Origin of the sequence: Flavobacterium sp. RSSB_23 (assembly GCF_051547145.1) — a bacterium.
In the GTDB taxonomy this organism is placed as follows: Bacteria; Bacteroidota; Bacteroidia; order Flavobacteriales; family Flavobacteriaceae; genus Flavobacterium.
On record NZ_JBPTTO010000005.1, the window covers coordinates 80,839 to 106,619 of the forward strand.

20 protein-coding genes and 1 pseudogene are annotated in these 25,781 nt (G+C 35.9%); 12 read left to right on the forward strand and 9 right to left on the reverse strand.

What is annotated here, in order from left to right; genetic code table 11:
* Positions 1–69: 69 nt before the first annotated feature.
* The 4 genes from ACSVH9_RS09790 to ACSVH9_RS09805 all read right to left on the reverse strand — a co-directional run bounded on the left by ACSVH9_RS09790 (position 70) and on the right by ACSVH9_RS09805 (position 8,873).
* The gene (locus ACSVH9_RS09790; RefSeq protein ID WP_438063559.1) at positions 70–2,832 is read right to left on the reverse strand and encodes a PD-(D/E)XK nuclease family protein; all 2,763 of its coding nucleotides are present in this window, start codon (positions 2,830–2,832) and stop codon (positions 70–72) included.
* A 63-nt stretch (positions 2,833–2,895) separates the two neighbouring features.
* The gene (locus ACSVH9_RS09795) at positions 2,896–4,383 is read right to left on the reverse strand and encodes an OmpA family protein (protein WP_438063560.1); all 1,488 of its coding nucleotides are present in this window, start codon (positions 4,381–4,383) and stop codon (positions 2,896–2,898) included.
* Positions 4,384–4,492: 109 nt separating this feature from the next.
* A complete protein-coding gene (kbl, locus tag ACSVH9_RS09800) occupies positions 4,493–5,683 on the reverse strand; it encodes a glycine C-acetyltransferase (RefSeq protein ID WP_438063561.1) in 1,191 nt (396 codons plus the stop codon).
* Positions 5,684–5,714: 31 nt separating this feature from the next.
* The gene (locus ACSVH9_RS09805; RefSeq protein ID WP_438063562.1) at positions 5,715–8,873 is read right to left on the reverse strand and encodes a UvrD-helicase domain-containing protein; all 3,159 of its coding nucleotides are present in this window, start codon (positions 8,871–8,873) and stop codon (positions 5,715–5,717) included.
* A gap of 268 nt (positions 8,874–9,141) precedes the next feature.
* On the opposite strand from ACSVH9_RS09805, the gene rbfA reads away from it, so the two are divergent.
* Both rbfA and ACSVH9_RS09815 read left to right on the forward strand, forming a co-directional pair.
* Positions 9,142–9,534 (forward strand): 30S ribosome-binding factor RbfA, encoded by a 393-nt coding sequence (gene rbfA / locus ACSVH9_RS09810; protein ID WP_298294690.1) that lies wholly within the window; start codon positions 9,142–9,144, stop codon positions 9,532–9,534.
* Position 9,535: 1 nt separating this feature from the next.
* Positions 9,536–10,735: an ABC transporter permease gene (locus ACSVH9_RS09815; protein ID WP_438063563.1), complete on the forward strand. Its 1,200-nt coding sequence runs from the start codon at positions 9,536–9,538 to the stop codon at positions 10,733–10,735.
* A gap of 4 nt (positions 10,736–10,739) precedes the next feature.
* On the opposite strand, the pseudogene ACSVH9_RS09820 reads toward ACSVH9_RS09815, so the two are convergent.
* From ACSVH9_RS09820 to dusB, 3 genes and pseudogenes are all read right to left on the reverse strand, one after another.
* Positions 10,740–10,931 (reverse strand): annotated as a pseudogene (locus ACSVH9_RS09820) (type II toxin-antitoxin system RelE/ParE family toxin); the annotation flags it as partial.
* 99 nt (positions 10,932–11,030) lie between these two features.
* Positions 11,031–11,264: a hypothetical protein gene (locus tag ACSVH9_RS09825; RefSeq protein ID WP_438063564.1), complete on the reverse strand. Its 234-nt coding sequence runs from the start codon at positions 11,262–11,264 to the stop codon at positions 11,031–11,033.
* A gap of 54 nt (positions 11,265–11,318) precedes the next feature.
* Positions 11,319–12,311 (reverse strand): tRNA dihydrouridine synthase DusB, encoded by a 993-nt coding sequence (dusB, locus tag ACSVH9_RS09830; RefSeq protein WP_438063565.1) that lies wholly within the window; start codon positions 12,309–12,311, stop codon positions 11,319–11,321.
* Positions 12,312–12,417: 106 nt separating this feature from the next.
* Between dusB and ACSVH9_RS09835 the strand changes: the two genes are divergently transcribed.
* From ACSVH9_RS09835 to ACSVH9_RS09855, 5 genes are all read left to right on the forward strand, one after another.
* Positions 12,418–13,620, forward strand: a complete 1,203-nt coding sequence (locus tag ACSVH9_RS09835; RefSeq protein WP_438063566.1) for a helix-turn-helix domain-containing protein — start codon at positions 12,418–12,420, stop codon at positions 13,618–13,620.
* Between the two features lie 293 nt (positions 13,621–13,913).
* Positions 13,914–14,282: a hypothetical protein gene (locus ACSVH9_RS09840; protein ID WP_438063567.1), complete on the forward strand. Its 369-nt coding sequence runs from the start codon at positions 13,914–13,916 to the stop codon at positions 14,280–14,282.
* Between the two features lie 16 nt (positions 14,283–14,298).
* Positions 14,299–14,964 (forward strand): GIN domain-containing protein, encoded by a 666-nt coding sequence (locus ACSVH9_RS09845; RefSeq protein ID WP_438063568.1) that lies wholly within the window; start codon positions 14,299–14,301, stop codon positions 14,962–14,964.
* Between the two features lie 149 nt (positions 14,965–15,113).
* Complete coding sequence (locus tag ACSVH9_RS09850; protein ID WP_438063569.1) at positions 15,114–15,596, forward strand: DoxX family protein; 483 nt, start codon at positions 15,114–15,116, stop codon at positions 15,594–15,596.
* 2 nt (positions 15,597–15,598) lie between these two features.
* Positions 15,599–15,961: a hypothetical protein gene (locus ACSVH9_RS09855; RefSeq protein WP_438063570.1), complete on the forward strand. Its 363-nt coding sequence runs from the start codon at positions 15,599–15,601 to the stop codon at positions 15,959–15,961.
* 5 nt (positions 15,962–15,966) lie between these two features.
* On the opposite strand, the gene ACSVH9_RS09860 is transcribed toward ACSVH9_RS09855, so the two are convergent.
* Positions 15,967–16,353, reverse strand: a complete 387-nt coding sequence (locus tag ACSVH9_RS09860; RefSeq protein WP_438063571.1) for a DUF4345 domain-containing protein — start codon at positions 16,351–16,353, stop codon at positions 15,967–15,969.
* Positions 16,354–16,587: 234 nt separating this feature from the next.
* Between ACSVH9_RS09860 and lepA the strand changes: the two genes are divergently transcribed.
* From lepA to ACSVH9_RS09875, 3 genes are all read left to right on the forward strand, one after another.
* Positions 16,588–18,384 carry a translation elongation factor 4 gene (gene lepA, locus ACSVH9_RS09865; RefSeq protein WP_298294697.1) on the forward strand — a complete coding sequence of 599 codons (1,797 nt, stop codon included), beginning with the start codon at positions 16,588–16,590 and terminating at the stop codon, positions 18,382–18,384.
* 185 nt (positions 18,385–18,569) lie between these two features.
* A complete protein-coding gene (locus ACSVH9_RS09870; RefSeq protein ID WP_064715756.1) occupies positions 18,570–18,791 on the forward strand; it encodes an addiction module protein in 222 nt (73 codons plus the stop codon).
* 4 nt (positions 18,792–18,795) lie between these two features.
* Positions 18,796–19,101, forward strand: a complete 306-nt coding sequence (locus ACSVH9_RS09875; protein WP_438063572.1) for a type II toxin-antitoxin system RelE/ParE family toxin — start codon at positions 18,796–18,798, stop codon at positions 19,099–19,101.
* Positions 19,102–19,216: 115 nt separating this feature from the next.
* Here ACSVH9_RS09875 and ACSVH9_RS09880 read toward each other — a convergent pair whose 3' ends face one another.
* Entirely contained in the window at positions 19,217–20,149 is a 933-nt protein-coding gene (locus ACSVH9_RS09880) for a 1-phosphofructokinase family hexose kinase (RefSeq protein ID WP_438063573.1), read from the reverse strand.
* Between the two features lie 216 nt (positions 20,150–20,365).
* Here ACSVH9_RS09880 and ACSVH9_RS09885 point away from each other — a divergent pair, with 216 nt between their 5' ends.
* Positions 20,366–24,418, forward strand: a complete 4,053-nt coding sequence (locus ACSVH9_RS09885) for a choice-of-anchor L domain-containing protein (RefSeq protein ID WP_438063574.1) — start codon at positions 20,366–20,368, stop codon at positions 24,416–24,418.
* Positions 24,419–24,526: 108 nt separating this feature from the next.
* On the forward strand, positions 24,527–25,573 hold the full coding sequence (gene thiL / locus ACSVH9_RS09890) for a thiamine-phosphate kinase (RefSeq protein ID WP_438063575.1): 1,047 nt from the start codon (positions 24,527–24,529) through the stop codon (positions 25,571–25,573).
* Positions 25,574–25,781 lie beyond the last annotated feature (208 nt).

The window sequence follows — 25,781 nt, forward strand, 5'->3', positions numbered from 1 at the left end:
ACAATTAAGCAAAATGGTGGATTTAAAAAACTGAAAAATAAGGATGATTTTTACCCAACTCATATCCAATTATACTTTTTCCTTGAACGGAATTGCAGGGTCTAAAATCTCTTGTAACAAGCCAACCAATTGCTCCAAATAAGCAGTCAAAATAGTTGCATTAATAGTAGTTTCTTCAGTTTTTTCTTCTTTTAAAGTAAAAGGCAAAAATCCAGCTTTACTATTTTTAAAAGAGATAATACCCGCTTGCATGGGTTGTTCTTTGGCAAGGGTTTCATACATAAATGCATACGCCAAAATTTGAATGATTTTGTCATTTTTAATGTCATCCACTAATCCGTTCCAAGCTTTTAAGGTAACATTGCCTTTTTCAACTTTACCAGTTTTGTAATCAATAATTCGGATGGTACCGTTTCGGACTTCTATTCGGTCAACATTCCCTGCAATTTTCACTGGAAAAGGCAAACTCGGATGCTCCAAAACGCGCTCAAAAGTCGCTTCCAAAGACAAAATTTTAACAGCATCACCCGCTTTTATCGATTGCAATTCGGACTTTAAGAAATTAAAGACGTTGCGTTTCGCTACTTCAAAAGCTAATAAATTGCGTCCTTTGGAAATTTCACCTTCTTTATAAACCAATTTAAATTGTTTCAACACCTCGGAATCAATTTTTTGAATAGCCTGCTCGATATCTTGTTCCGAAATGAACTTGTCGATAAAAGGCGTGTACAATTCCTCCAAGGTCTTGTGAATAATTGTACCTAAAGTATTCAAGGCAATAGTCTCTTCGACTTCTTCTGTGTCTCGAATACGCACTATTTTTTTAAAATAAAAATCGATAGGATTACGAATATAACTAGTCAATGCCGAAGGTGAAAATCCTTTCTCTGCAATCTCTTTCAAACGCTCCATAACCAATGGCGACTTTTCAACACTCATCGGCAAGTAAGCCGAATCAGGAACAGTGGCATTGTAAATCTCGTGAGTAAGTTTATGATTCGGACGTTGCTCCACTTCGAGCTGTGTGATGAAACGGCTTTTTTCACCACCATCTAATCCCTCATTTTCGGTATTGTAAATCAAATAAATAGTTTTGGCACGTTGTAATAAATGATAAAAGTGATAGGTATAAATAGCATCTTTTTCTTTAAAAGTGGGCAATCCCAATTCTCTTTTGACATCATAAGGAATAAAAGAATTCATAGACTTACCCGCCGGAAATTTCCCTTCATTCATTGAAGTCACTATGACGGTATCAAAATCCAGTACCCTGCTTTCCAAAACTCCCATAATTTGCAAACCATTCAACGGCTCTCCTTCAAAGGAAACCTCAGCCAAATCAATTATCTGTTTGTAAATAGCAAAAAGAGTCGGTATTTGATCAATCTGCAAATGTTGAGCATAATAACTCTTCAACTTATTAATCACCGTAAAAATTGAATACACAAAAGCCTTGGTCAATTTCTCTTCTTCATTATCATTACTCAAATTATTACGTAAGAGCAACAACAAACTAGAAATAACATCTAAAACTGCCATAGAACCGTTGTCCCATTTTTGAAACAACAAATCGAATAAAGCATTCGTTTTAGATTGGAGCTCAATTATTTTCTTGTGTGTAATAAAAGTGTAATTATTCTCTTTTATAATGCGAACCAAGTGATTCGCATTAGCAAAAGATTCTACCAGTGGATGCGTAAGAATATCGAGCACATCTTTATAATAAAACACATATTGAGAAGGATTCCTTTTCAAAGCATTCGTATGCATTTTAAATAATTTCGCTACTAACAATTGCGCTGGGTTATTTTTACTAGAATATCCCATAGTAATATTTAACGCGCCAACCGAAGCAGGAAGAGAATACAACAACGGCACCAAAAGATTTTCCTCGCCTAAAACTACCGCCACTTTATCGAGATTAGGCGTTTCTTGTTCAGCAATGGTCTTTTCAATAAGACTACCTACAATTTTGGCTTGCCCAATAGTTTTGGGAGTACCGATTACGTGAATGTTTTTTGCCTTAGAAAAATCATCAAGTATCCACTCAAAAGGGTGGGATTTGTAGTACTTCCAACTTTCTTTAAATCTTCGAATAAATAATCCCGCGTCGTGATAGGGGTCATTTAAAAATGTTTGATCAGCATCCCAAAAAATGGTAGCTCTATCATTAACCATTAAATGCTGAATAATTTTTTCTTCGGCAGCATTCAAGGCATTAAATCCAGCAAATACATAAAAGGTTGCATCACCATTGCTTGAAAATACAGGAAGATTAGTTACTGCTTCTCTATAAATTAAACCTTGATACCCTATTTTCTTCTCTAACAAATAGCGGTATAACGATTGGTAATAATGAGGCAACAATTTCCAGAAATCAATATAATTTTCAAGTAATTGCGTTTTATCTTCTACTGCTATTCCCCATTTTTTTATGTCTTCAATATCTTTTAAATAAGATAAAACGTGTTTCGGATCCAACAAATAGCGATCAATTTCATTAAAATCCTGCAATAACATTTTCGCCCAGTTGGCAAATAATTCAAAAGATTGCTGGTTTTGTTTGGAAGTGATTGACAAATACACTTCATAAAATTCAAATAATAAGGCAATCGAATCTATAGAACGAATTCCAGAAACCTCTTGTACAAAATCTTCAACACTAGTTATTTCAGGACAAAAAACAGTTCCAGTAATTTGTCTTTTTAAAGCCTCTATTAAAAAGATTTTAGCCCTCTTATTGGGTAGTACCACAACAATATTCGAAAAATTTCCCGAATAATTAGTGATTAATTGAGTCGCAATTTGGTCTAGAAAAGTAGCATTTGTCATTTTATAAATATAAAAAAAAGCCGTTCAATTAAGAACGGCTTTTAAAAAAATAGTATTTAAATATTATTTTTTGATATCAACATCAGCACCTCCAACATAAATGATTTCAGTTCTTCTGTTTTCAGCTCTACCTTTAGCAGTTTTATTTGTTGCAGCAGGTTTACTATCACCAAATCCTTTAGATGATAGATTTTCAGCTTTCAAACCTCTAGCTATTAAAGCATCCATAACTGCTTTAGCTCTAGCTTGAGAAAGTTTTAAATTAGATGCTTTCTTACCAACATTATCAGTGTGACCTTCGATAGACCATTTCGCATTTGGATAATCTTTTAAGATTTCTTTAATTGCATCTAATCTTTTAGAAGTCTCACCTTTATCTGCTGTTTGTAATTCAGCTTTACCAGTAACAAAGAATACTGATCTAGCTTCTAACTTAACTTTCTCTAAAGTTTCTTTAGTTACATAAGGACAACCATTATTTTCTTTTGGACCAGGTACCAATGGACAAGCATCTTCTGCATCTGGAACACCATCTTTATCAGCATCTAATACTACAGGTACTGGACAACCTTGGTTATCTCTTGGACCAGCTTCTTTAGGACATTTGTCATCTTTATCAGCAAGACCATCACCGTCAGTATCAGGACAACCTTTAGTTGAAGCTGGACCAGCAACATCTGGACAAGCGTCATCTTTATCAGCGATTCCGTCACCGTCTGTATCAGGACATCCGTTGAAAGCAGCTAAACCAGCAACATCTGGACAAGCATCACTTCCGTCAACGATTCCGTCACCGTCAGTATCAGGACATCCATTGAATTGTTTTAAACCAGCAACTTCTGGACAAGCGTCATCTTTATCGTAGATTCCGTCTCCATCAGTATCTTTACCTCCAAATTTGAATACGATACCAGCAGTGTGTTGTGCGTAAGATGGTTTGTCTGGATTTGCTGTGTTTACATAATTTCTATTATCATTTGGCAAAGCCATTTTGTATGTAGAAGCTAATGCTAAACCAACATTTTCAGTAAACCAAAAAGTCAAACCAACACCTAAGTTAGCATGACCGTAGCTTTCATCACCTAAGAAAGTATAACCTCCTCCAGCTTGTAAACTTGGATCAAACCATTTAGTACCAATTAATTCCAAGAAACTGTATTTAACAGTACCATCAATTCCGTAGTACATCAAATCACCAGGATTTGTTACACTCATACCTCTACTGTCAGCGTTTGCAGCAGTTGGAACATGGTTAACATATTTGTCAATTTTGTTAACAGATCCAGACAATCCGAATGTAAAACCGCTTCCAATATATCTTGATACATTAAGATAAGATACAGAAGGAAGAATGTTCCAATTGGTTTTCACGTCGAAAGGTTGAGAAAAGTGTTGTTGAAACCAATTCACATGTCCTGGACCAGCGCTTGTTCTATAGTCAACCGCATTTGCTCCAATGGTAATTGCCCATGGATTGTTACTGTCCTGCGCTTGCGAAGATAAACCCGCAGCCATCAATACAGCAACTAAAAGTTTGTTAAGATGTTTCATAATGATTCTATTAAAATTTAGTTAATTATAAACAAAAATAGCAACTTAATTTTTATCAGCAAAATTAAAAGCTAAAAAAAACCTACAAAAAAAAACAAAATCAGTGAAATTAAATAACTTTTAATTGTTTTCCCACTTTTTCAAAAGCACTCAACGCCTTATCTAAGTGCGTCTTAGTATGGCTGGCAGACAACTGCACTCTGATTCTAGCCTTCTCTTTTGGCACTACAGGAAAAAAGAAACCTATAACATAAACTCCGTTTTTTAACAACTCATTGGCCATTGTTTGTGCCAACTTCGCATCGTATAACATTACAGGAACAATAGCAGAATCGCCATCAATAATATCAAAACCAGCTTTAATCATTCCTTGTTTGAAATAGTTGGTATTCCACTCTAATTGGTCTCTAAGAGATGTGTCTTTTTCCAACAATTCAAAGACCTTAATAGATGCCCCAACAATTGCTGGTGCTAATGAATTAGAAAACAAATAAGGTCTGGAACGTTGACGCAAAATTTCAATTATTTCTTTTTTAGCTGTCGTGTAACCTCCCATAGCACCTCCCAAGGCTTTTCCGAGTGTACCGGTAATTATATCCACACGTCCCATAACTCCTTTAGCTTCCAATGTTCCTTTTCCTGTGGCTCCAATAAAACCTGCAGCGTGACATTCGTCTACCATTACCATTGCTTCGTATTTATCTGCTAAATCACAAATTTTATCTAAAGGCGCCACAAGTCCATCCATTGAGAAAACCCCATCAGTAACAATCAATTTAAAACGGGTACCTGCTTCGGTAGCCTTGATTAGTTGCTGTTCCAAATCCTCAATATTACTGTTTTCATAACGATAACGAGCCGCTTTACACAAACGTACTCCATCTATTATAGAAGCGTGGTTCAAACTATCTGAAATGATACAATCTTGCTCTCCTAATAAAGGTTCAAAAACACCTCCATTAGCATCAAAAGCTGCAGCGTATAATATAGTATCTTCGGTACCGTAAAAATCGGCAATCTTTTTTTCTAAGGTTTTGTGAATATCCTGTGTACCACAAATGAAACGAACGGATGACATTCCAAAGCCGTGAGAATCTAAAGTATCTTTTGCGGCTTGTATTACTTCGGGATGCGAAGAAAGTCCCAAATAATTATTGGCACAAAAATTAAGTACCGTTTCGCCATTCACTGTAATTTCTGCCCCTTGAGCTGAAGTAATGATTCTTTCTTTTTTAAAAAGGCCATTAGCTTCGATGGTTTGCAATTCGTTTTGCAAGTATTCTTGTATCTTACCGTACATAGTATATGTTTTTATATTCTAAATTTAGTTTTTATGACAAATTTACTATATCGATTGCTAATCCGATATATACCAATACCTTTTTAACTACTTTATATCCCATTTTCTCAATAGCATCTTGATAATTCTCCAGTTGCTGCTGATATTTAACATTATGAACTCCTGTTTTGTAATCCAACAACAGCATTTCATTGCCCCCTTTCAAAACCATTCGGTCGGGTTTCATTGTTTTTCCTTCTGTTTGAATAATGGCTTGTTCGTTAAAAACCTGATTCCCTTCCTCAAAATACCCCTCCAACTCAGGATGTGATACAATGGCTTGAATCGTTTGAGTTACCGTTGCAGTTTGCTCGAAATGAATCCAACCATTTGCCAAAGCTATCTCAACGGCCTTTTCTATATCCTTTTGATATTTTACCAGTGATAAGATTTCGTGCACCACGTTTCCGTAAGCAATTGCCTCTTGCTGTTGCGTGCCCCACATTAAGGCTTCTTTTTGCGCAATCTTGATGTTTTTTGGGTCTAAAAACGCTTCCATTACTGGAATTGACTTGGTGGAATCGATATGTTTTACCGATTTTGAAAGCTTGGTAGCAGAACCAAATTCATAGGTTAATTTTTCGCTATCAAATTGATTTTTACTCTCTAAATAATTGATAAAAAAAGTACACATATTATTCTTAGGCAAAGCACCTTTATTGGATAAATTCATATTAGAAATAATATACAATTGCTCTTCTGCCCTAGTCAATGCCACATATAACACATTGATATTGTCTAACAATTCTTCTTCTTTCTTTTGATTGTAAACCAATGATGCTTCTGCACCAAAACCCTCAACCGCACTACTATTATCTACCAAGACTTTTTCTAATCCGAGCTCTTCTTTTTCAGCATCGAGCCATAATTTATCTTTGGGTTTCCGTGAATAATCTTCTTCTGCAAAAGGCATAATTACCACTGGAAACTCCAGCCCTTTGGATTTATGAATGGTCATTATTCGGACTGCATTGCTGCCTTCTGGAGAAGGAATACTGAATTTGGAGCCATTTTTCTCCCAAAACAGTAAAAAATCTGCTATTCCAGCTTGATTACGAATGTCTCGCTCAAGTACAATATCTAAAAAATATTGCACATAAGAATTACTGTTTGCTGCATTCAGAAACTTAGCAATACTAATCTCAACTGCTTCATACAAAGCTTTTTTTCGGATATCCTGAAATGAAAATTGCACCCCGAATTGCTGTTGCAGCCAACCTTCAAAATCAGCTTCGTTTGACAATGCCATTCCTTGTGCGATACAATCAGGGACAGCTACTACATCTTGTTTGTTTTTAGCAATGAAATACAAAAAATTCACCTTAGCTTCTAAGTCATTGCTATTGTTCAAATACTTCAATAAATGAATCAAAAAACGGACTTCGGTGGCGTTTTGAATCATCAAGGTTTCTGAGGACAACAACGGAATGTTTTGTTCCGTTAAATAATTCGCAACCGCAATTCCTTGCTCGCGTTTTCGGGTAAGAATAACAATGTCTTTGTATTCAAACCCTTGAGCGATTACTTTTTGAATCGTTTGCAATGTTGCCAAAACATACAATTCTGTTTTATCAAGTGTTTCCTCCTCTTCCTCATTTGTGACTGACTGAGGAATAAAAGAGATATTTACATAGCCTCCCGTTTTATCATTCGATTTTTGGTGGCTGTGATTTTCGTATAAGTCTTTGTAATCTTTATTGGTAAATTCAGCCGATAACATCTTGAAAAAAGCATTATTAAAGTCAATGACTTCAGAATAACTTCGATAATTCTTATCCAAGTGAATCAGCTTTTTATCTGGATTGCTAAACGGATTATGGTCTTTGCTCAAAGCGATAAATTGCTCTGCTTTTCCTCCTCTCCAACGATAAATGGATTGTTTGGGGTCACCCACAATCATCAAAGTTCCTTTTACGCCATAATCATCTTGACCCGCCAAGGCATTATCAATTAGCGGAATGAGATTTTGCCATTGCATTTCGGAAGTATCTTGAAACTCATCGATAAAAAAATGACGATAGCGCTCACCCAAACGCTCATAAATAAAAGGCGCAGGTTGGTTTTGAATTTCTCGATGAATAATAGCATTGAACTCTGCAATTGAAAGCACATTCTGCTCTTCTTGAATTTTGGCCAATTCGTTGCTGACCGTATTCAATAAAGATAAAGGCGTGATGTTTTTTAGAAAGGCTTTATAAAAATTAATCTTTTCAAAGATTTTATAAATAGCAGCTAACTGACTCAAAAACTCAGGAATTAAAGCCTCTATAATCGCTCTATCTTTGGCTGTTTTGTTGATTTTTATATCCTCAAATTCGTGATAGGTTTTATTCTTAGGATTAAAGTTTCCTTCCTGAATACTTAAAAGATGCGTTGGAAAATAAGCCCCAGAAAATGATTTTGAATCAATGCCATTCGAATTGATTTGTTCTAAAATTGCAGCTGCCCCAGACATGGTCTCTTGTTCTAAATCGCGATTGAGCTGCAGTAATTTCTCTTTTATTTTTACAAATTCACCAATCGTAGTGTCTTGAAATTGCGCAATTTCATTACGATTATTCTCATTAAGCACTAGTCGACCCGTTTCTAATATTTCTCTTGAAATGTCCCAAGACTTATCATCATCGGTTTTCTCCATAGTGAAATCGATGAGTAGTTGCGTTAGGGTTGCATCTTCGCCAGCTTGAGCAATAATGGCATCTACGGTTTCGATTAATAAATTTTCGGTATCCAACGTCACTTCGAAAGTCATCGGGAGATTCAAATCGAGAGCAAAAGCGCGAATGACTTTATGGGTAAATTTATCGATGGTAGAAATATCAAAAGCCGCATAATTATGAATAATATGCTTGATGATTTGTTGCGCTTTGGTTTTGATTTGAATCAAAGACAACTGAGTATCAATAGCCAAATCTTGCATTAAATCAAGTGCTTTGGCATTGGGTTCGTCTTTGGCAAATTCGGATAGACTACCTACAATTCGGCTCTTCATTTCTTGCACCGCTTTGTTGGTAAAAGTGATGGCTAGAATATGGCGATAGGCATCGTTTTTGGGGGCGACCAAAATTATTTTGAGGTATTCTTTGACCAATGCATACGTCTTCCCAGAGCCAGCAGATGCGTCATAAATTGAAAAGGAAGTGCTTTGCATAGTTGTGATTGTTTGTAAACTTTTCGGCTTAACCTCTCAAAACTCTGAAAGGATAATAGTGAACAATAAAAATAAATTTTCTCGATTATCCTAAACCCTAGCCCTGATGGAAGCGGCATCCTTTGCTGCCTCGTCTTTTGGGACGAGGCAGCAAAGATATAGCGTACAGCAGGAAATAGCTCCTGATTATCAATCGGATTATTTTAGAATCAGGATTGTTACGTTGAAAATTTGTTCGAATAAAGCTTAAAAGTAGTATTTTTGCAGTATGGAAACAAATAGACAGAAAAAAATAGGCGGTGTAATCCAAAAAGATTTGGTGGACATTTTGCAAGGTGAAGTGAGAAAAAATGGCGTTACTAACTTAGTAATTTCAGTATCCAAAGTAGTGGTAACCTCAGATTTATCGGTAGCTACGGTGCATTTAAGTATTTTCCCTCAAGAAAAAGCACAAGAAACCTTGGCAGCTATAAAAACGAATACCAACTTGATTAAACACGATTTGTCACAACGTGTTCGTTTGCAATTGCGTAGAGTTCCTAATTTGGTTTTCTTTATTGATGACTCGTTGGATTATATCGAGAAAATCGACAATGCCTTGAAAAATCAAGAAAATCCTATTGAAAACAGAGATTTATTAGAAAAACGCAGACAGTTTTAAATTGAATTTTCCGCTTTACATCGCGCACCGATACCTTAGAAGTAATAGCAAAAACAGCGCTATTAACATCATCAATCGTATAGCTAGTTTGGGCATCATTGTGGGTGCTATGGCGCTTTTTGTGGTGCTGTCGGTATTTAGCGGTTTGAAAGAATTTAGCCTTTCGTTTACCAACGAAATTGACCCCGATTTAAAAGCGACGCCTACCCTTGGCAAATCGTTTTTTGTTACTCCCCAACAAAATCAAGAAATCAAAAAAATAGCTGGAATCGCTTCGTTCTCCAAGATTATTGAAGAACGAGTGCTTTTTACTTTTGCAGACAAGCAAGAAGTGACTTATTTGAAAGGAGTAGACACGCAATTCACCAAAGTAAACGCCATTGAAAAAAAATTGTACAACGGGCAATGGCTGCAACCCAACACCTATCAAGTTGTAGTAGGATACGGTATGGCGCAAAAATTTTCGATGGGTTTGTTTGACTACAATACGGCGCTAGAAGTTATGGTGCCAAGACCGGGAAAAGGGACGATTACTATTCCCTCGGAAGCCTTCAATCAAACGGATTTGATTCCGATTGGGATTTATTCGATTAGTGAAGATTTGGATTCAAAATATGTTTTTGCCGATTTAAGCTTGGCGCAAGAATTACTAGAATACCAACCCAATCAAATTTCTGGGATGGAATTTAAACTCAAGCCAAATGCTGATGAAGAAGCTATTATTGAGCAATTACAAACGATTTTCAAGAATAAAATCACGCTAAAAAACAGAGCGCAACTAAACGAGTCGCTTTATAAAATGTTGAACACCGAAAATATCGCGGTGTATTTGATTTTTACTTTAGTGATTGTCGTGGCGCTTTTTAACTTGATTGGCGCTTTGATTATGATGATTTTAGACAAAAAAGGAAATCTGAAAACCTTATTCAATCTCGGAACCGAAATCAAGAGTCTTCGCAATATTTTCTTGCTACAAGGGACTTTGTTGAGTGTATATGGCGGAATCATTGGATTGCTTTTGGGCATCGTAATTGTGCTATTGCAACAACAATTCGAGTGGATTATGATTACCCCAACATTAGCTTATCCAGTCGTTTTTAGTTTTGAAAATATAGCTATAGTAATGGCTACAATAATAACTCTTGGCTTTTTAGCTTCGTTGATTGCTAGTAGTCGAGTTACGAAGAAGTTGTTAGATTAAAAGACTATAAAATTTTAGGTAACTTATTGGGAATATCTTCTTTTGAATGCCAAAACGCAATAATCACAATTTCTTGTTCTTCTATAAAATAATACAATCCATAGGGAAATTTCCGCAACCAAAACACCCTAATTTTTGAATATCTATATTGAAAACTTTCTGGGTTTCGTTGAATTACTTGAAATGCTTTTTTGAGTTCGGAAGAGAATTTTTATATATCGCCAGATTTTTAGACGCATAAAAAGCCATTATTTCTTCTATTTCAACGGCAGCATTTGTCTTTAGAATAAGCTTTTTATAATTCATATTTGGATGCTAGCTTATCTAAAAAATCAAAAGCATCCAAACCAGAATTAGGATTTTCCTGATGCTCTACTATTCTTTTATCCAATTCCTTTTTTTGATTTTCAGTTAAAGGAATAGCTTCCATTTCCTTCAAAACAAAGTTTTTTACCTTCTGAATAAATGAAGCATCATTACTATTTTGAAGTAAATCAATTAAAAAAGATTTTTCTGCTTGAACACTCATAATAACTATTGTTTAGTCAAATATAGTAAAAAACAAGGTAGCTAAACCATTTATTTACACCACTTCATACCCAGAATAAGCGTCGATAATCTCGTCAAGAACTGCAAATAATTCTTCAGGTTTATCAAGAGTAACCAATTGTTGTTTGTAGGTTTTGAACGAATGAATTCCTTTGAAATAATTGGTATAATGTGGTCTTGTTTCTACAATTCCGTGACGTTCGCCTTTCCAATCCATAGCCCAAGTCAAGTGGTTACGAACCGCTTCTACTCTGTCAGCCACCGTGGGTTTTGCCAGATGTTCTCCCGTCTTAAAGAAATGCTTGATTTCGTTAAAAATCCAAGGATAACCAATAGCGGCACGACCAATCATAATCCCGTCGACTCCGTATTTGTTTTTGTATTCTAAAGCTTTTTCAGGAGAATCGATATCACCATTTCCAAAAATCGGCATCGTAATTCTTGGATTATTTTTGATTCGAGCAATGTGAGACCAATCCGAATGGCCTTTGTACATTTGAGCACGTGTCCTAGCGTGAATGCTCAATGCAGCAACGCCAATATCTTGCAAACGCTCGGCCACCTCATCGATGTTGATAGAATTATCATCCCAGCCCAAACGGGTTTTTACGGTTACGGGTAAATGCGTGCTATCAATAACTGCTTTGGTCAAACGAATCATCAAATCAACGTCTTTTAGAACTCCTGCTCCAGCGCCTTTACAAACCACTTTCTTTACGGGACAACCAAAATTGATATCAATTAAATCTGGATTTACGGTAGAAACGATTTTAGAAGATAACGCCATCGCTTCTTCATCGCCACCGAAGATTTGTATTCCAACGGGACGTTCGTAATCGAAAATATCCAACTTCATTCGGCTCTTGATGGCATCGCGAATCAATCCTTCAGAAGAAATAAACTCGGAATACATCAAGTCGGCACCGTGCATTTTGCACAATCTACGAAAAGGCGGGTCGCTTACGTCTTCCATAGGTGCAAGAAGTAAAGGAAAATCTGGAAGTTCTATGTTGCCAATTTTGGGCATTGCTTAAATTTTTTGCAAAGATAGTTAAGAATTTTTAGTAATAAAATTTAATCTCAAGAGTGCCACTGTTTTAGCATTTTATAATTATTTTTACGAAAACTTCGATATGCTTTTTACCTTTGGTTTTTATTCTTCACTGCTATTAATTTCATTTTCTCACGGCATTGTTTACTCCTTTTTGTTGCTAAAAAAAGGAATTCAAACCGAGGTTTCCTCCAACTATTGGCTAAGCATTTTCATTTTTGTTTGCTGTTTGTATATTGCGCCTTGGATGTTGGGTTTTGGCGGATGGTATGATAATCAGCCTTATCGAGATATTTTATTTTACACGCCTTTCCAGCATTTGTTTTTAATTGGTCCCTTAATGTACTTTTACATTCAAAGCTTATTGAATCCCTCTTTTTCCTTAAACATAAAAAACAGTATTCATTTTGTTCCTGCCCTCCTTTATCTGCTTTATAGTTTATCGCTATTTGTTTATGATAAACTTATTCTAGGTGATTACTATTTTTATCAAGATGGTTCCGATAAAGATTTCGATGAATGGTATCAAATCACAGGACAACTTTCAATGCTTTTTTATTTTATCATCTCAATTCGATTTTACAATAAATACCGAAAACTAATGCAACAGGTGGTAAGCTACGCAGATAGCTTACTTTTTAAATGGATAAAAACGTTCTTGTATAGCTTTCTGATTATGCTCATATTGCCCGTGGTTTTTGATGTTTTAGGTAATTATTTTGCAGAACTAAATAGCTACAAAGGGAGTTGGTGGTTTTTTCTCTTCTTTTCTTTTGTCCTTTATTACATCGCGATAGAAGGATATGCCAATGCTATTGTTGCCAAAATTCCTTTTGAGATATCCGTATTTGAAAAGAAGCCTGCTTTATTACTAGCCAACCCGTACCAATCAGAAACCGAAGTGTTGGATATTGATTTCGAATTTCTTGAAAACAAACCTTCAGAAGAAATTACTTTTTGGAAAGATAAAATCGAATCGATTATCATTCATCAAAAACTCTATCAAGACCCCGAATTATCATTGACCGAAGTGGCTAAAAAATTACAGACCAACGCGTCCATAATCTCAAAAACCATCAATCAAGGGTTTCAAATGAACTTTAACGACTACATCAACCATCACAGAATTGAATCTGTCAAAAAAGCTTTTACAGAAGGTGAACATAAAAAAACCACGCTTCTAGGAATTGCCTATGATTGCGGTTTTAATTCCAAAGCTACCTTCAATCGTGCTTTCAAAAAAAATACAGGTCTTTCTCCAAAAGAATACATTTCAAAGCTTTAGCTAAATTTGGGCGCGACCCGAAAAGGGTCAGGCTGCCTATTCCAATCTTTTTTGCTAAAAGAATCGCAAAAAAGGATTTTCCCTTGCATCCTTCGCGCAAAAAACTTCAAAATACACCTTCTCTTTTTCAAAACACAATTTGAGGCTCCCCTCTTAATCATTGATTTTGCTTGACAACAAACTTCATTTACAATTTGAGACCTACTTACTTGGACTCAAATTATAATTTGCAACGCTTGCTACTGCTATACAACGCATCTTTGCTTTGTTATTCATCCATAAAAACAAAAACTATGAAATCAAGTACAACAAGTATTGCTTGCCTAGCAACACTATTTTTAGCCACTTCTTGCGGTGTTTTTGGGTCATTAAACTCCAATACTTCTATTAAACCCAACGAAACATTTGTCCTAGGAAAAAACGAACACAATGCTTTCAAAACCTATTTGAAAAATGAAGGAACAACGACCTTAAAAATTTATCAAGCTCCCATTAACGGAGGAACGCACTCTACCATTCTTATCAAACCCAAAGAAACGGCAAACCTCAAAACCGCAAAAAATACGGCTTTAATAATAGAAAACACAGGCAACGAATATGGCTCGGTAACACTAAAAGTAAAAGGTGACTTGAATTTAGGAATGACTTATAATAACCAATAAACTAATAACAAAGAGTATGATAAAAATAATTCTCACCATTGTATTGACCATTACGTCAATCTTTGCACAAGCACAACTTCAAGGTTCTGGAAAAACCATCACTACGAATTATGATTATAAAAATTTCGACAAAGTTTATCTAGAAGATTTGGATGGAAAAATTGAAATCGAAATAGGAAAACCTTGGAGCATTTCGGTAACCATCGATGACAACTTGAAGCATCTTCTAGTTTTCTCAGAAAACACCTCAGAATATGAACTAAAAATTCAATTCAAGGACAACAAAAACAACAAAAAATATATTGAAAAAACCAATCCCAAAATTAAAATCACAATGCCCGAAGCTAGTGTCATCAAGAATGAAGGAAATAGCGATTTGATTGTTAAAAATGTTTTTGGACGTTACTTTAGGATGGAAAACACAGGAAATGGAGATAGTAAAATTATTGGAACTATTGATGTTTTAGATATCAATAAAACAGGAAATGGGGATGTAAACGCTGAAAACCTTATTGCAAAAAAAGCCACTTTGCACAGCACTGGAAACGGAAACCTTATCGTAAATGTATCCGATACCCTTTCGGCAAAAGTATCTGGAAATGGAGATATCATCAACAAAGGAAAAGCCAAATTTGATGCCAATTCAAAAAAATCAGGCAATGGCAAATTAATAACCAACTAGAGTTTTCAATCACAAAATCAAAAGAATTATGAAATCGCCACTAACAACAAGTTTGTTGCAAACAAACACCGATAAGTAAAAGGCGACCCGAGCGAAGCGAATTGGCGAAGCATACCATATATGACCTATAAAAAATAAAATTTACATATATGAAAATAATACAAACAATCACAACACCTACTTTGTTGCCACATTGGTCACAAGATTTAGTCGTAACCCTACCACGAATCGTCTGTGGCTATTTATTAGCTTTTGATTTTGGAGCGGCCAAATTCGGAATGCCTTGGTCTCCCGCTGACAACAACTTAGGCTTATTTGAAGTAGCGTTTTGGTTCCCAAGTGATGTAGCAAGTTATGGAGGAGTTTTTGCCCTTGCTCCTGCGTTCTTTGCTTGGATAGGTGCTTTTTCGGAGGCAATTGGTGGTCTTCTTCTGATAATTGGCCTTCAAACAAGGATAGCTTCATTCTTAATAATCTGCACTATGCTAGTGGCTATTTTTATGCAGCAAATTCAAAACGGTCTTTGGAATTGCCTTCCTGCTATGGGTTTCCTGTGGATTGGGCTTTTTAATCTGATGTTAGGCTCAGGACGTTTTGGTATGGATTATTTATTAACTAAAAACAAAGCATAATTATGAGAACTACACAAAACATAATGGCACTAGTTCTATGCATACTTTTGACAAGTTGTGTTCAAAAAACGTATAAGAGAACGGTAGTTTATACTTTGGATGCATCTAAAATCAAGAACATCAAAAAAGTAGGAATTCGAGGAAATGACAAACCTCTTTCTTGGGATAATGATACCGAAATGAAAGAAATTAAAAAAGATAACCTTTATCAAACTACAATAACTACCTATACGGGATACAAGTTCACCGAAGTAAAATTTGTTGTAAATGAGCAGTTTGAATTAGAAAATAAAGAGAATAGAAGAATCATTTTTGACACAAAAAAAGATACCACTAAGGTATTCTTTACTTTTGATAAAAAATAAAAACCTCAGCTAGTTTCATCATCAACCAATTGATAATAAGCGTAACCCCCTAAAACCAATTCCCCAACAGTACCCAAAAGAAATACTGTAGAAGGTAAACCGTCTAAAAACATCGAAACCAATCGCCCGAAAGCCAAGCCCAACATAAAAATCATATTAGAAATCGTGGCGGCTTTCCAAAATTGTTTTTGAAAAATTCCTAAAAGCCAAAAAAACGAAAAGCCTAAATACAAACCCATTATAGCTTTAAAAATAGAAAAATCATCGGTCGATTGTAAGCTTACTTCAAAAAGGAGGTCAGGCTTACCGCCATATACCAAACCAACAGGTACTACTATAGCTGCTGAAATAATTAGATGTAGTTTTTTCAAAAAAGGGGATGCCGCACTCATTTCTCAAATGTACAAAAACAACAGCAATAGCTTGATACTACTTCTTGTACTATGAAAAAAGTTGTTTTATTAAAATACTAGTTCCATTATTCAATTCTTAAACACCAGCAGTAACGGGATTAAAAATAAATAGTTATAGGTACTAACTTTAAAAACATACAATTAAATCTAAACTTTGCGCTATATTTGCAGCTTGAAAGCGATATTTTTCGCCATTAATGACAGAGACAACGCATGAAACACATTAGAAATTTTTGCATTATTGCACACATTGACCACGGAAAAAGTACTCTTGCTGACCGATTATTAGGCGCCACGCAAACGGTTACCGCTCGTGAAGAAAAAGCTCAATTGTTGGACAATATGGACTTGGAGCGCGAACGTGGAATCACCATTAAGAGTCACGCTATACAGATGGAATACACCTACAAAGGCGAACAATATATCTTGAATTTGATTGACACTCCGGGTCACGTGGATTTCTCCTATGAAGTTTCTCGTTCGATAGCCGCTTGCGAAGGCGCGCTTTTGATTGTAGATGCGGCTCAAAGTATACAAGCACAAACGATTTCTAACTTATACTTGGCTTTAGAAAACGATTTGGAAATTATTCCAGTTTTAAATAAAGTCGATTTGCCAAGCGCTAATCCTGAGGAGGTAAGCGATGATATTATCGATTTGTTGGGCTGTGAATTAGAAGATATTATTCACGCGTCAGGAAAAACAGGTTTTGGTGTCGAAAATATTTTGGCTGCCATTATCGAAAAAATTCCACCTCCAAAAGGTAATAAAGAAGAACCGTTACAAGCTTTGATTTTTGATTCACATTATAACCCTTTCCGCGGGATTGAAGTTATTTTCCGTGTGGTAAATGGAGAAATCAAAAAAGGTCAAAAGATAAAATTTATGGCTACTGGCAATGAATATTTTGCCGATGAAGTAGGTACTCTAAAATTGAATCAGGTGCCAAAAAGCATCATCTCAACTGGGGATGTTGGGTATTTGATTTCTGGAATTAAAGAAGCCAAAGAAGTAAAAGTAGGTGATACCATCACAGATGCCAAAACACCTACCACCAATATGATTACAGGTTTTGAGGACGTAAAACCAATGGTTTTTGCTGGAATTTACCCTGTAGATACAGAAGATTTTGAAGAACTAAGAGCTTCGATGGAAAAACTACAGCTAAACGATGCTTCGCTGGTATTTACGGCTGAAAGTTCGGCAGCTTTAGGATTTGGTTTCCGTTGTGGATTCTTGGGAATGCTACATATGGAAATTATTCAGGAGCGATTGGAGCGTGAATTCGATATGACGGTAATTACTACGGTTCCGAACGTTTCGTATTTGGCGTATACCAAAAAAGAGCCTGAAACAGCTATTATCGTTAACAATCCATCCGATTTGCCGGAACCATCAAAATTGGACCGTGTAGAGGAACCTTATATCAAAGCAACTATCATTACCAAGTCTGATTTCGTGGGTAACGTAATGAGTTTGTGTATTGAAAAACGTGGTATTATCACAAACCAAACGTATTTGACTACGGAACGTGTAGAATTAAACTTTGATATGCCATTGGCCGAAATAGTATTCGACTTTTACGACCGATTGAAAACAGTTTCTAAAGGCTATGCATCGTTTGACTACTCTCCAATTGGAATGCGTACTTCTAAATTGGTTAAGCTGGATGTATTATTGAACGCTAATCAGGTGGATGCGCTTTCTGCACTAATTCACGAAAGCAACGCTTATACAATTGGTAAAAAAATGACCGAAAAATTGCGTGAGTTGATTCCGAGACAGCAATTTGATATTCCGATTCAAGCTGCAATTGGTGCCAAAATCATTGCTCGTGAAACCATAAAAGCCTTGCGTAAAGACGTTACCGCCAAATGTTACGGAGGAGATATTTCTCGTAAACGTAAACTATTGGAAAAACAGAAAAAAGGTAAAAAACGTATGCGTCAAGTAGGAAATGTGGAAATTCCACAGGAAGCGTTTATGGCGGTGTTGAAGCTGAATGATTAACTTTAGTATTAAGATTTAAGTACAAAGTATTAAGATAGAATACCTGACAATGTAAAAGTTGTCAGGTATTTTTGTTTAGCTTAAAAATCATAACAATTTAGTTTTAAACTATTTTAAGACTATGTATGTTTTACAAAATTTAAAGAGACTAGCAGATAAAGTCTTTTTTCATTAACTTTGTTTTTATGGAAACAATAAAATTAAACATTGATTTAAGTGTAAGCCAATTACTCGAAGCGGTTAAACAATTATCTCCAAAAGATCGATTGAAAATCAATGATGCGCTTTGGAATGAAGATGTTGAAATTCCAATAGAGCATCAAAAAATTGTGTTAGATCGAATTGCCAAAGCTAAAACTAATCCTGAACGCCTTTTGGATTGGGACAAAGTATCTAAAACACTATAAAGATTTGGGCTATAAATTAAAGATAGATATTGACGCACTCAATGACATCCTTGAAACCTCTGAATGGTATGAAATACAATTAAAAGGTTTAGGTTTTCGCTACAAAGCTCAAGTAAAAAGACAAATTAATTCTTTAAAGAAAAACCCTTACTTGTATTCCATAAAATACGATGCGATAAGATGTCGTAAAATTGAAAAATTCCCTTTCCTAATTCATTATCTTGTAGATGAAGAATTAAAGTTAATTACTGTTTTTGCCATTTTTCATACTTCAAGAAATCCCGAAATTTGGAAAAAAAGAAATAAGTAACTTCTTTTTCTGCAAATATAGCTTTAGCTTTTATGACAATAAAAAGAAAACCTGACAATCAAAACTGTCAGGTTTTTTGTTTCTAATTCCCCCTTAGGAGGTTAGGGGGCTTTTCCTATTTATCCTTCAACCAATCAAACAAACGCAGCGCATCCGAACCTTTGAATAATTGGGTACCTTCATTCATCGTGGCAGCTGAACCACAAGCCACGCCCCATCGAATAACTTCTTTTAAAGGTTTATTTTGAGAAAGTGCCCAAACCATTCCTCCTACCATACTATCACCAGCGCCTACAGTACTCTTTTTGGCGACATTGGGAGCAGGAACAAACTCATAATGGTCTTTGGTCACCAAAACAGCACCTTGTGGACCAAGAGATACCACTACTACTTCCGCACCTCCTTTAGCAATAATTTTCTTGGCTGCTTCATTTACTTCTTCCATTTCAAGTCGCTCTTCGCCAATTAATTTGGCTAGTTCACCAACGTTTGGCTTGATTAAATAAGCACCTACTTCAAGGACTTTTTCTAAAGCTTCTCCTGAAGTATCAATAATTAATTTTGAGTTGTTCTCTTTAGCAATATGCGCTATTTTTTGGTAAAAATCAGAATTCAAGCCTTCATTCAAACTACCACTAGCGACCAAAAATTTGGGTTTGAACTCAGCAATTTTTGCTAAAAATCGCTCACTTTCTTCTTGTTTTAACGAACCTCCTGTAAGTCCAAATCGGTATTGCGAGTTGGTATTCGTATCTACAGCCACAAAACTTTCTCGTGTCCAACTCTCCACAGCAATAGCCTCACTGGCAATATTTTCTTTAGCCACTAATTCTTCCAACAATTGCCCCATTGCACCACCTGAAGTAAATAAAGCCATAGAATTGCCTCCCAAACGAGCAATCGCTTTAGAGACGTTGATTCCGCCACCTCCTGCGTCGTATCTTGGTACTTCGCAACGTATTTTTTGTTCGGCTACTAATCCTTTAAAACTGGTGCTTTTATCTACTGCTGGGTTGACCGTTAGGGTCACTATGTCGAATGCTTTCATTTTTTTAAAATTTTATAGATCTAAGTTGCAATTTAATCAATTTTGAGGCGATGCGCTAGTTGCTACTGTTTTTTGTAATCAGTTGCTTTCGGATATTTGGCTTAGTCGTTATGAAATAGAGGCCTTCGAAATAATAATTAATTCAATTTGTTGATTATCAATTTTTTACTTTTTTGATTTGTATATTTGTTTATCCTAAATAATACATTCAGAATTATGAGAAAAGCTCTATTTCTTGTTTTATTATTTTGTTCGGCACACTCTTGGTCGCAGGGCATCGTTGTGGATACGACTACGCTGAGTATTCCTGAATTGGTTAGAAATGAATTGTTGCAAAATGCTTGCGCTGAGGAGAGCAATTTCAAATTTTCATCACGTTTAGGAATTGGGAAGTTTATAAGTTCAAACCCTAATTTTCCCTTTCAAGAGGGTATTATTATTAGGAATGGAATTGCTAAGCACACCGAAGGAACGTATACTGGCGCTAACGAGAGTAGTCAATTGAATACCAATGGTGATCCAGATTTGCAAGCGATTAGTAATAGCAACGGGCAAATTACACCTATTACGGATGTGAGTTTTATTCAATTTGATTTTACACCAGTGTCCAGTAATTTTAGTTTTGATTTTTTGTTTGCGTCTAACGAATATGGCGAGTTTCAATGTGGTTTTAGCGATGTTTTTGGTTTTATATTGACGGATCTTACTACTGGTATTTCCACTAATTTGGCTGTACTTCCCCAAACAAATCAAGCAGTATCCGTTTTAAATATTCGTGATAATCGGTACAATTCATCCTGTCTTTCGGCCAATGCTTCTTTTTTTGATAATTATAATGTTGGTAATTCTACTACTTCTTTAATGAATATGAGAGGCGAAACTAAGGTATTAACCGCCTCAGCAACTGTAGTTCCGAATCGGAAGTATCAAATTAAATTGGCCATAGGAGATTACAACGATAGTAATTATGATTCGGCAGTTTTTATTAAAGGCGGTAGTTTTAAAACATCGATGAACTTAGGCCCCGATCAAATCCTTTGCAAAGGAGAGCAACTACTACTTCAGTCGGATTTAGTTGGAAATTATAATTATAAATGGACATTAAATGGTGCTGAACTAACAGGCGAAACCAAAGCAACTTTGACCGTAACTCAAGCAGGAACCTATGGCGTAACAGCTACTCTTTCGGGATGTGTTATTAAAGACGAAGTGACCATTTTCGAATTGGCTTTAGTCCCTCCAAAAGACTTGATTAATTGCTATAATGCCAGTATAAGTTACCCTTTCGATTTAACTAAAAATAATGCAGCTGCACTAGGATTAGATCCTGCTTCCTATTCTCTTTTATATTTTGACTCCTTGGCTAATGCCAGTGCCAACGGACCTGCTATTCCAGCTAACCAATTGACCAACTATATCACTTCAGCCAACAAAACGATATATATCAAACCCATTCATATTACCAATAACACACTTTGTAATGATTTGGTTTCGTTTGAACTACAAATTACAGCTCCACTAAATATTATCAATCCGCCTGAGATTAAAGTGTGCGATATTGCAAATGGACAAATCCCCGTTGATTTAACCACTAATGCTAGTAGTATTTTAAATGGATTACCTCCAACAGAATACACGTTGTCGTATTACTTTAATTTAATTGATGCCAATAACCAAACCAATGGCATTAGTAATCCCCGCAATTTTATCATGACTTTGGCTAGATCACCCCTTGCTATTTGGGTACGTGTAGAAAGCAACAATGAGTCCAGATGCTATGCCACAGTAACCTTTGATGTTATTGGTATTCCTTTGGCGAATGTGGATCGGTTAGCTGATGTTATTGCCTGTAATAGTTACACCTTGCCCAATATTACCAATGGAAAGTACTATACTGGACCGAACGCTACAGGAAATCAACTCAATATCGGAGATGTGATCACCACATCGGGTACTTATTATATATACAACGATCCGTCACCTAATTCTATTTGCAGTAATGAAACTTCATTTTTGGTCACTTTAGCATATGACTTATCTTTTTTGAAAGAAGGTTGTGGGCAGTATGTTGTTCCAGATGTACTTGTGGGTGACTTTTATACCCAATCCAGTGGCGGCGGTAGCCTTTTGCCTGCAGGAACTATTTTGACAACAAGTCAAACTATTTTTTACTATGCTGAAATTAATGGAGTAATTTGTAGAGACGAAGCGGTGGCTATAACTGTCTTTCCGCTGCCGCCCGTTGACCAATTAGCAGACGTGGTAACATGCAACTCGTATGTTTTACCTGTTATAACAAAAGGAAACTATTACACGCAACCGGGAGGAAACGGAACAATTTTGTCCTCAGGAACCGCTATCACTTCAACTCAAACCATTTACATATTTGCCGATGATGGACAATGTACTAATGAAACCTCATTCCAAATTGTAATCATTGATCCCTCCGTATTTGGACCGGTTAGTCGCTGTGGAGGGTATACCTTGCCTCCACTTTCAGTTGGTGGATATTATGATCAGCCCAGAGGTCAAGGTAATACCATTCCTGCTGGAACCCAAATTACTAATTCGCAAACGGTCTATTTTTTTGCAACTACTACCACTACGCCCAATTGTACCGATACGCTAAAAATAGATATCACAATAAAACCCTTGCCCTTGATTGACAAACCAGATGACGTGTTGGCTTGTGAAGAATACATTTTACCCACTTTAACAAATGGAAACTATTACACCTTACCCAATGGAGGAGGAAACCAATTACAAGCAGGAACACGTATTACCATAAACCAAACGATTTATGTATTTGCATCTAGCCCAGAGTGCAGCAACGAGCATCCGTTTAAAATTGAAATTAGACCAAAACCCGTTGTTGATAATTTTACAGACGTCATTTCATGTACAAGTTTTCCGTTGCCAAGATTAAAAAATGGCACCTATTACACGGCTTCGGGAGGCAGTAAAGGAGTTGGAACGGTAATTCCTGAAGGCACGCTGATCAGCACTTCACAAACTGTCTTTATCTATAATGAATGGAATGATTTTAAAGCGTGTAGTAATGAATCCTTTTTTAAAATTAACATAAAAAAAGTCGATATTGGAACATTCGCTGATATAAATACTTGCGATAGTTATACCTTGCCTTCTTTAACTGTTGGAGGATATTACTTAAGCCCAAACGGGAAAGATCCAATCGCAGTAGGTACTGTTTTAAAAACAACGCAAAGAATATATGTTTTTGCTGAGGCTGGTAACCGGATCACTTGCACCAGTGAAACGTCTTTCATGGTGAACATCTCTAATACTCCCATACTTCAACCTGCGACAAATATTGCTGCTTGTGTTAGCTATATTTTACCGCCTTTGAGCCTTGGTGCTTATTATTCAAATACAAATAAAGGAGGTACACCATATCAAGCTGGCGATGAGATTACTGCAAGTCAAAAAATGTATATTTATGCTGCTTCGGCAACGAATCCAAACTGTTTCTCAGAGCTTACTTTTGAAATTACCATATTTCCTTTGAAGGATTTAGCGCCACAACTTGCTTTTATTTGTGTTGATTTTCAGTCAGGCAAAGTGATACAACCCGCCATATTAACCTCAGGATTAGATCCGAATGATTATAATGTTGATTGGTATTTGTCAGGTACCAAAATTAGTACAGGCGTTGATTTTTCAACAACACAGGAAGGAGTTTACACTATGAGAAGTCAAAAGATAAGTCCAAGTGTTGGACCTGATTGCGGATTCAATCCCACGACTTATACTGTCGAAAAATCAAGTCCAGCAGAAGCAACCGCTACAACATCTAGCGCTTTTACTAACACTATCGATGTTGTAGTAACTGTAAAAAATGGATTGGGGAGCTATGAGTTTAAACTTGACGATGGCAATTTTCAAAATGGCTCCATTTTCTATGATGTTAATTCGGGTGCACATACCGTTACCATTAAAGATATCAAAGGAGGCTGTGACGATCGTGTTTTGGCCGTCAATGTTTTGAAATATCCAAAATTTTTCACCCCAAATAATGATGGCTTTAATGACACTTGGAACATAATGGATTTAGCATTTCAACCCGAGGCAGTCATTCAAATCTTTGATCGCTACGGGAAATTTATAAAAGAGATCAAACCCTCAGGTTCAGGATGGGACGGGAATTACAATGGCCGACCATTGCCATCGACCGATTATTGGTTTCTAGTCACTTATCTTTTAAATGGAGAACAACAAGTATTCAAATCGCATTTTAGTATGAAAAGGTAAGCACTGTTCTAAGCAAAGAAACTAATTAGTTTTATAAACACGTATAAATTCCAATGAAATTAGGGCAACATCTTTGTACCTTTGCCTTTTTAAAAACCATAAATAAACATGATTGAAGATAAAAACCCTCAACGTACTAGTATTGCTCAATTAGGTGAATTTGGGTTAATCGACCATTTGACAAAAAACTTTGAAATTAACCAAGAATCAACACTAAAAGGAATTGGCGATGATGCAGCTGTTTTGGATTTTGGCACAAAAAAAACAGTAATTTCAACCGACTTGTTAATTGAAGGAGTACATTTTGATTTGGCCTATATGCCTTTAAAACATTTGGGATACAAAGCAGTTGTAGTTAATCTCTCTGATATTTGTGCTATGAATGCAAAACCTACACAAATCACTGTTTCGGTAGCCGTTTCCAATCGATTTCCTTTAGAAGCTTTAGAAGAATTATATGAAGGAATTGCTCGAGCTTCGAAAGAATACAAAGTTGATGTTATAGGTGGGGACACCACTTCGTCTCAAAAAGGAATGATTATTAGCATTACCGCTTTAGGTGAAGCAGATGAAAATGAGATTGTTTATCGAAACGGAGCCAAAGCAACCGATTTATTAGTAGTGACTGGAGATATTGGCGCTGCATATATGGGACTTCAAGTTTTAGAAAGAGAAAAACAAGTCTTTCAAGTAAATCCAAATTCACAACCTGATTTAGATGCCTATACTTATTTGATTGAGCGACAACTAAAACCAGAAGCAAGAACCGATATTCGTACCTTATTACACGCTTTAGAAATACAACCAACGGCTATGATTGATGTATCTGATGGTATTTCTTCCGAAATCATGCATTTGTGCAAACAATCCAATGTAGGCTGTAATCTGTATGAAGACAAATTGCCATTAGACCCTCAATTTATTTCAGTATGCGAGGAATTCAATATTGACAGTACAACCATTGCTATAAATGGTGGCGAAGACTATGAGTTATTGTTTACAATCGCTATTACTGATTTCGACAAAATTAAAGGAAATCCCAACTTCACTATCATTGGCCATATGACTGAACCAAGTGAAGGAACACATTTGATTACTCGAGCCAATACTAAAATTCCATTAAAAGCCAGGGGCTGGAATGCTTTGAGTGAGTAACCATTTTATCCAAAAAAAAAGAGTCGTTTTCTTAATTGAAAACGACTCTTTTTTTTATACAATATATCTAAAAAACACTCTTAAAATAACTCCAAAAAAGCAATACAAGAATGCAATAGTTAGCAGAAACAAATTAATTTAACGATTAAAATAAAAAAGGTGGAATTTCTTCCACCCTTTTTGCCCCAAATCTACCATAAACTTAACC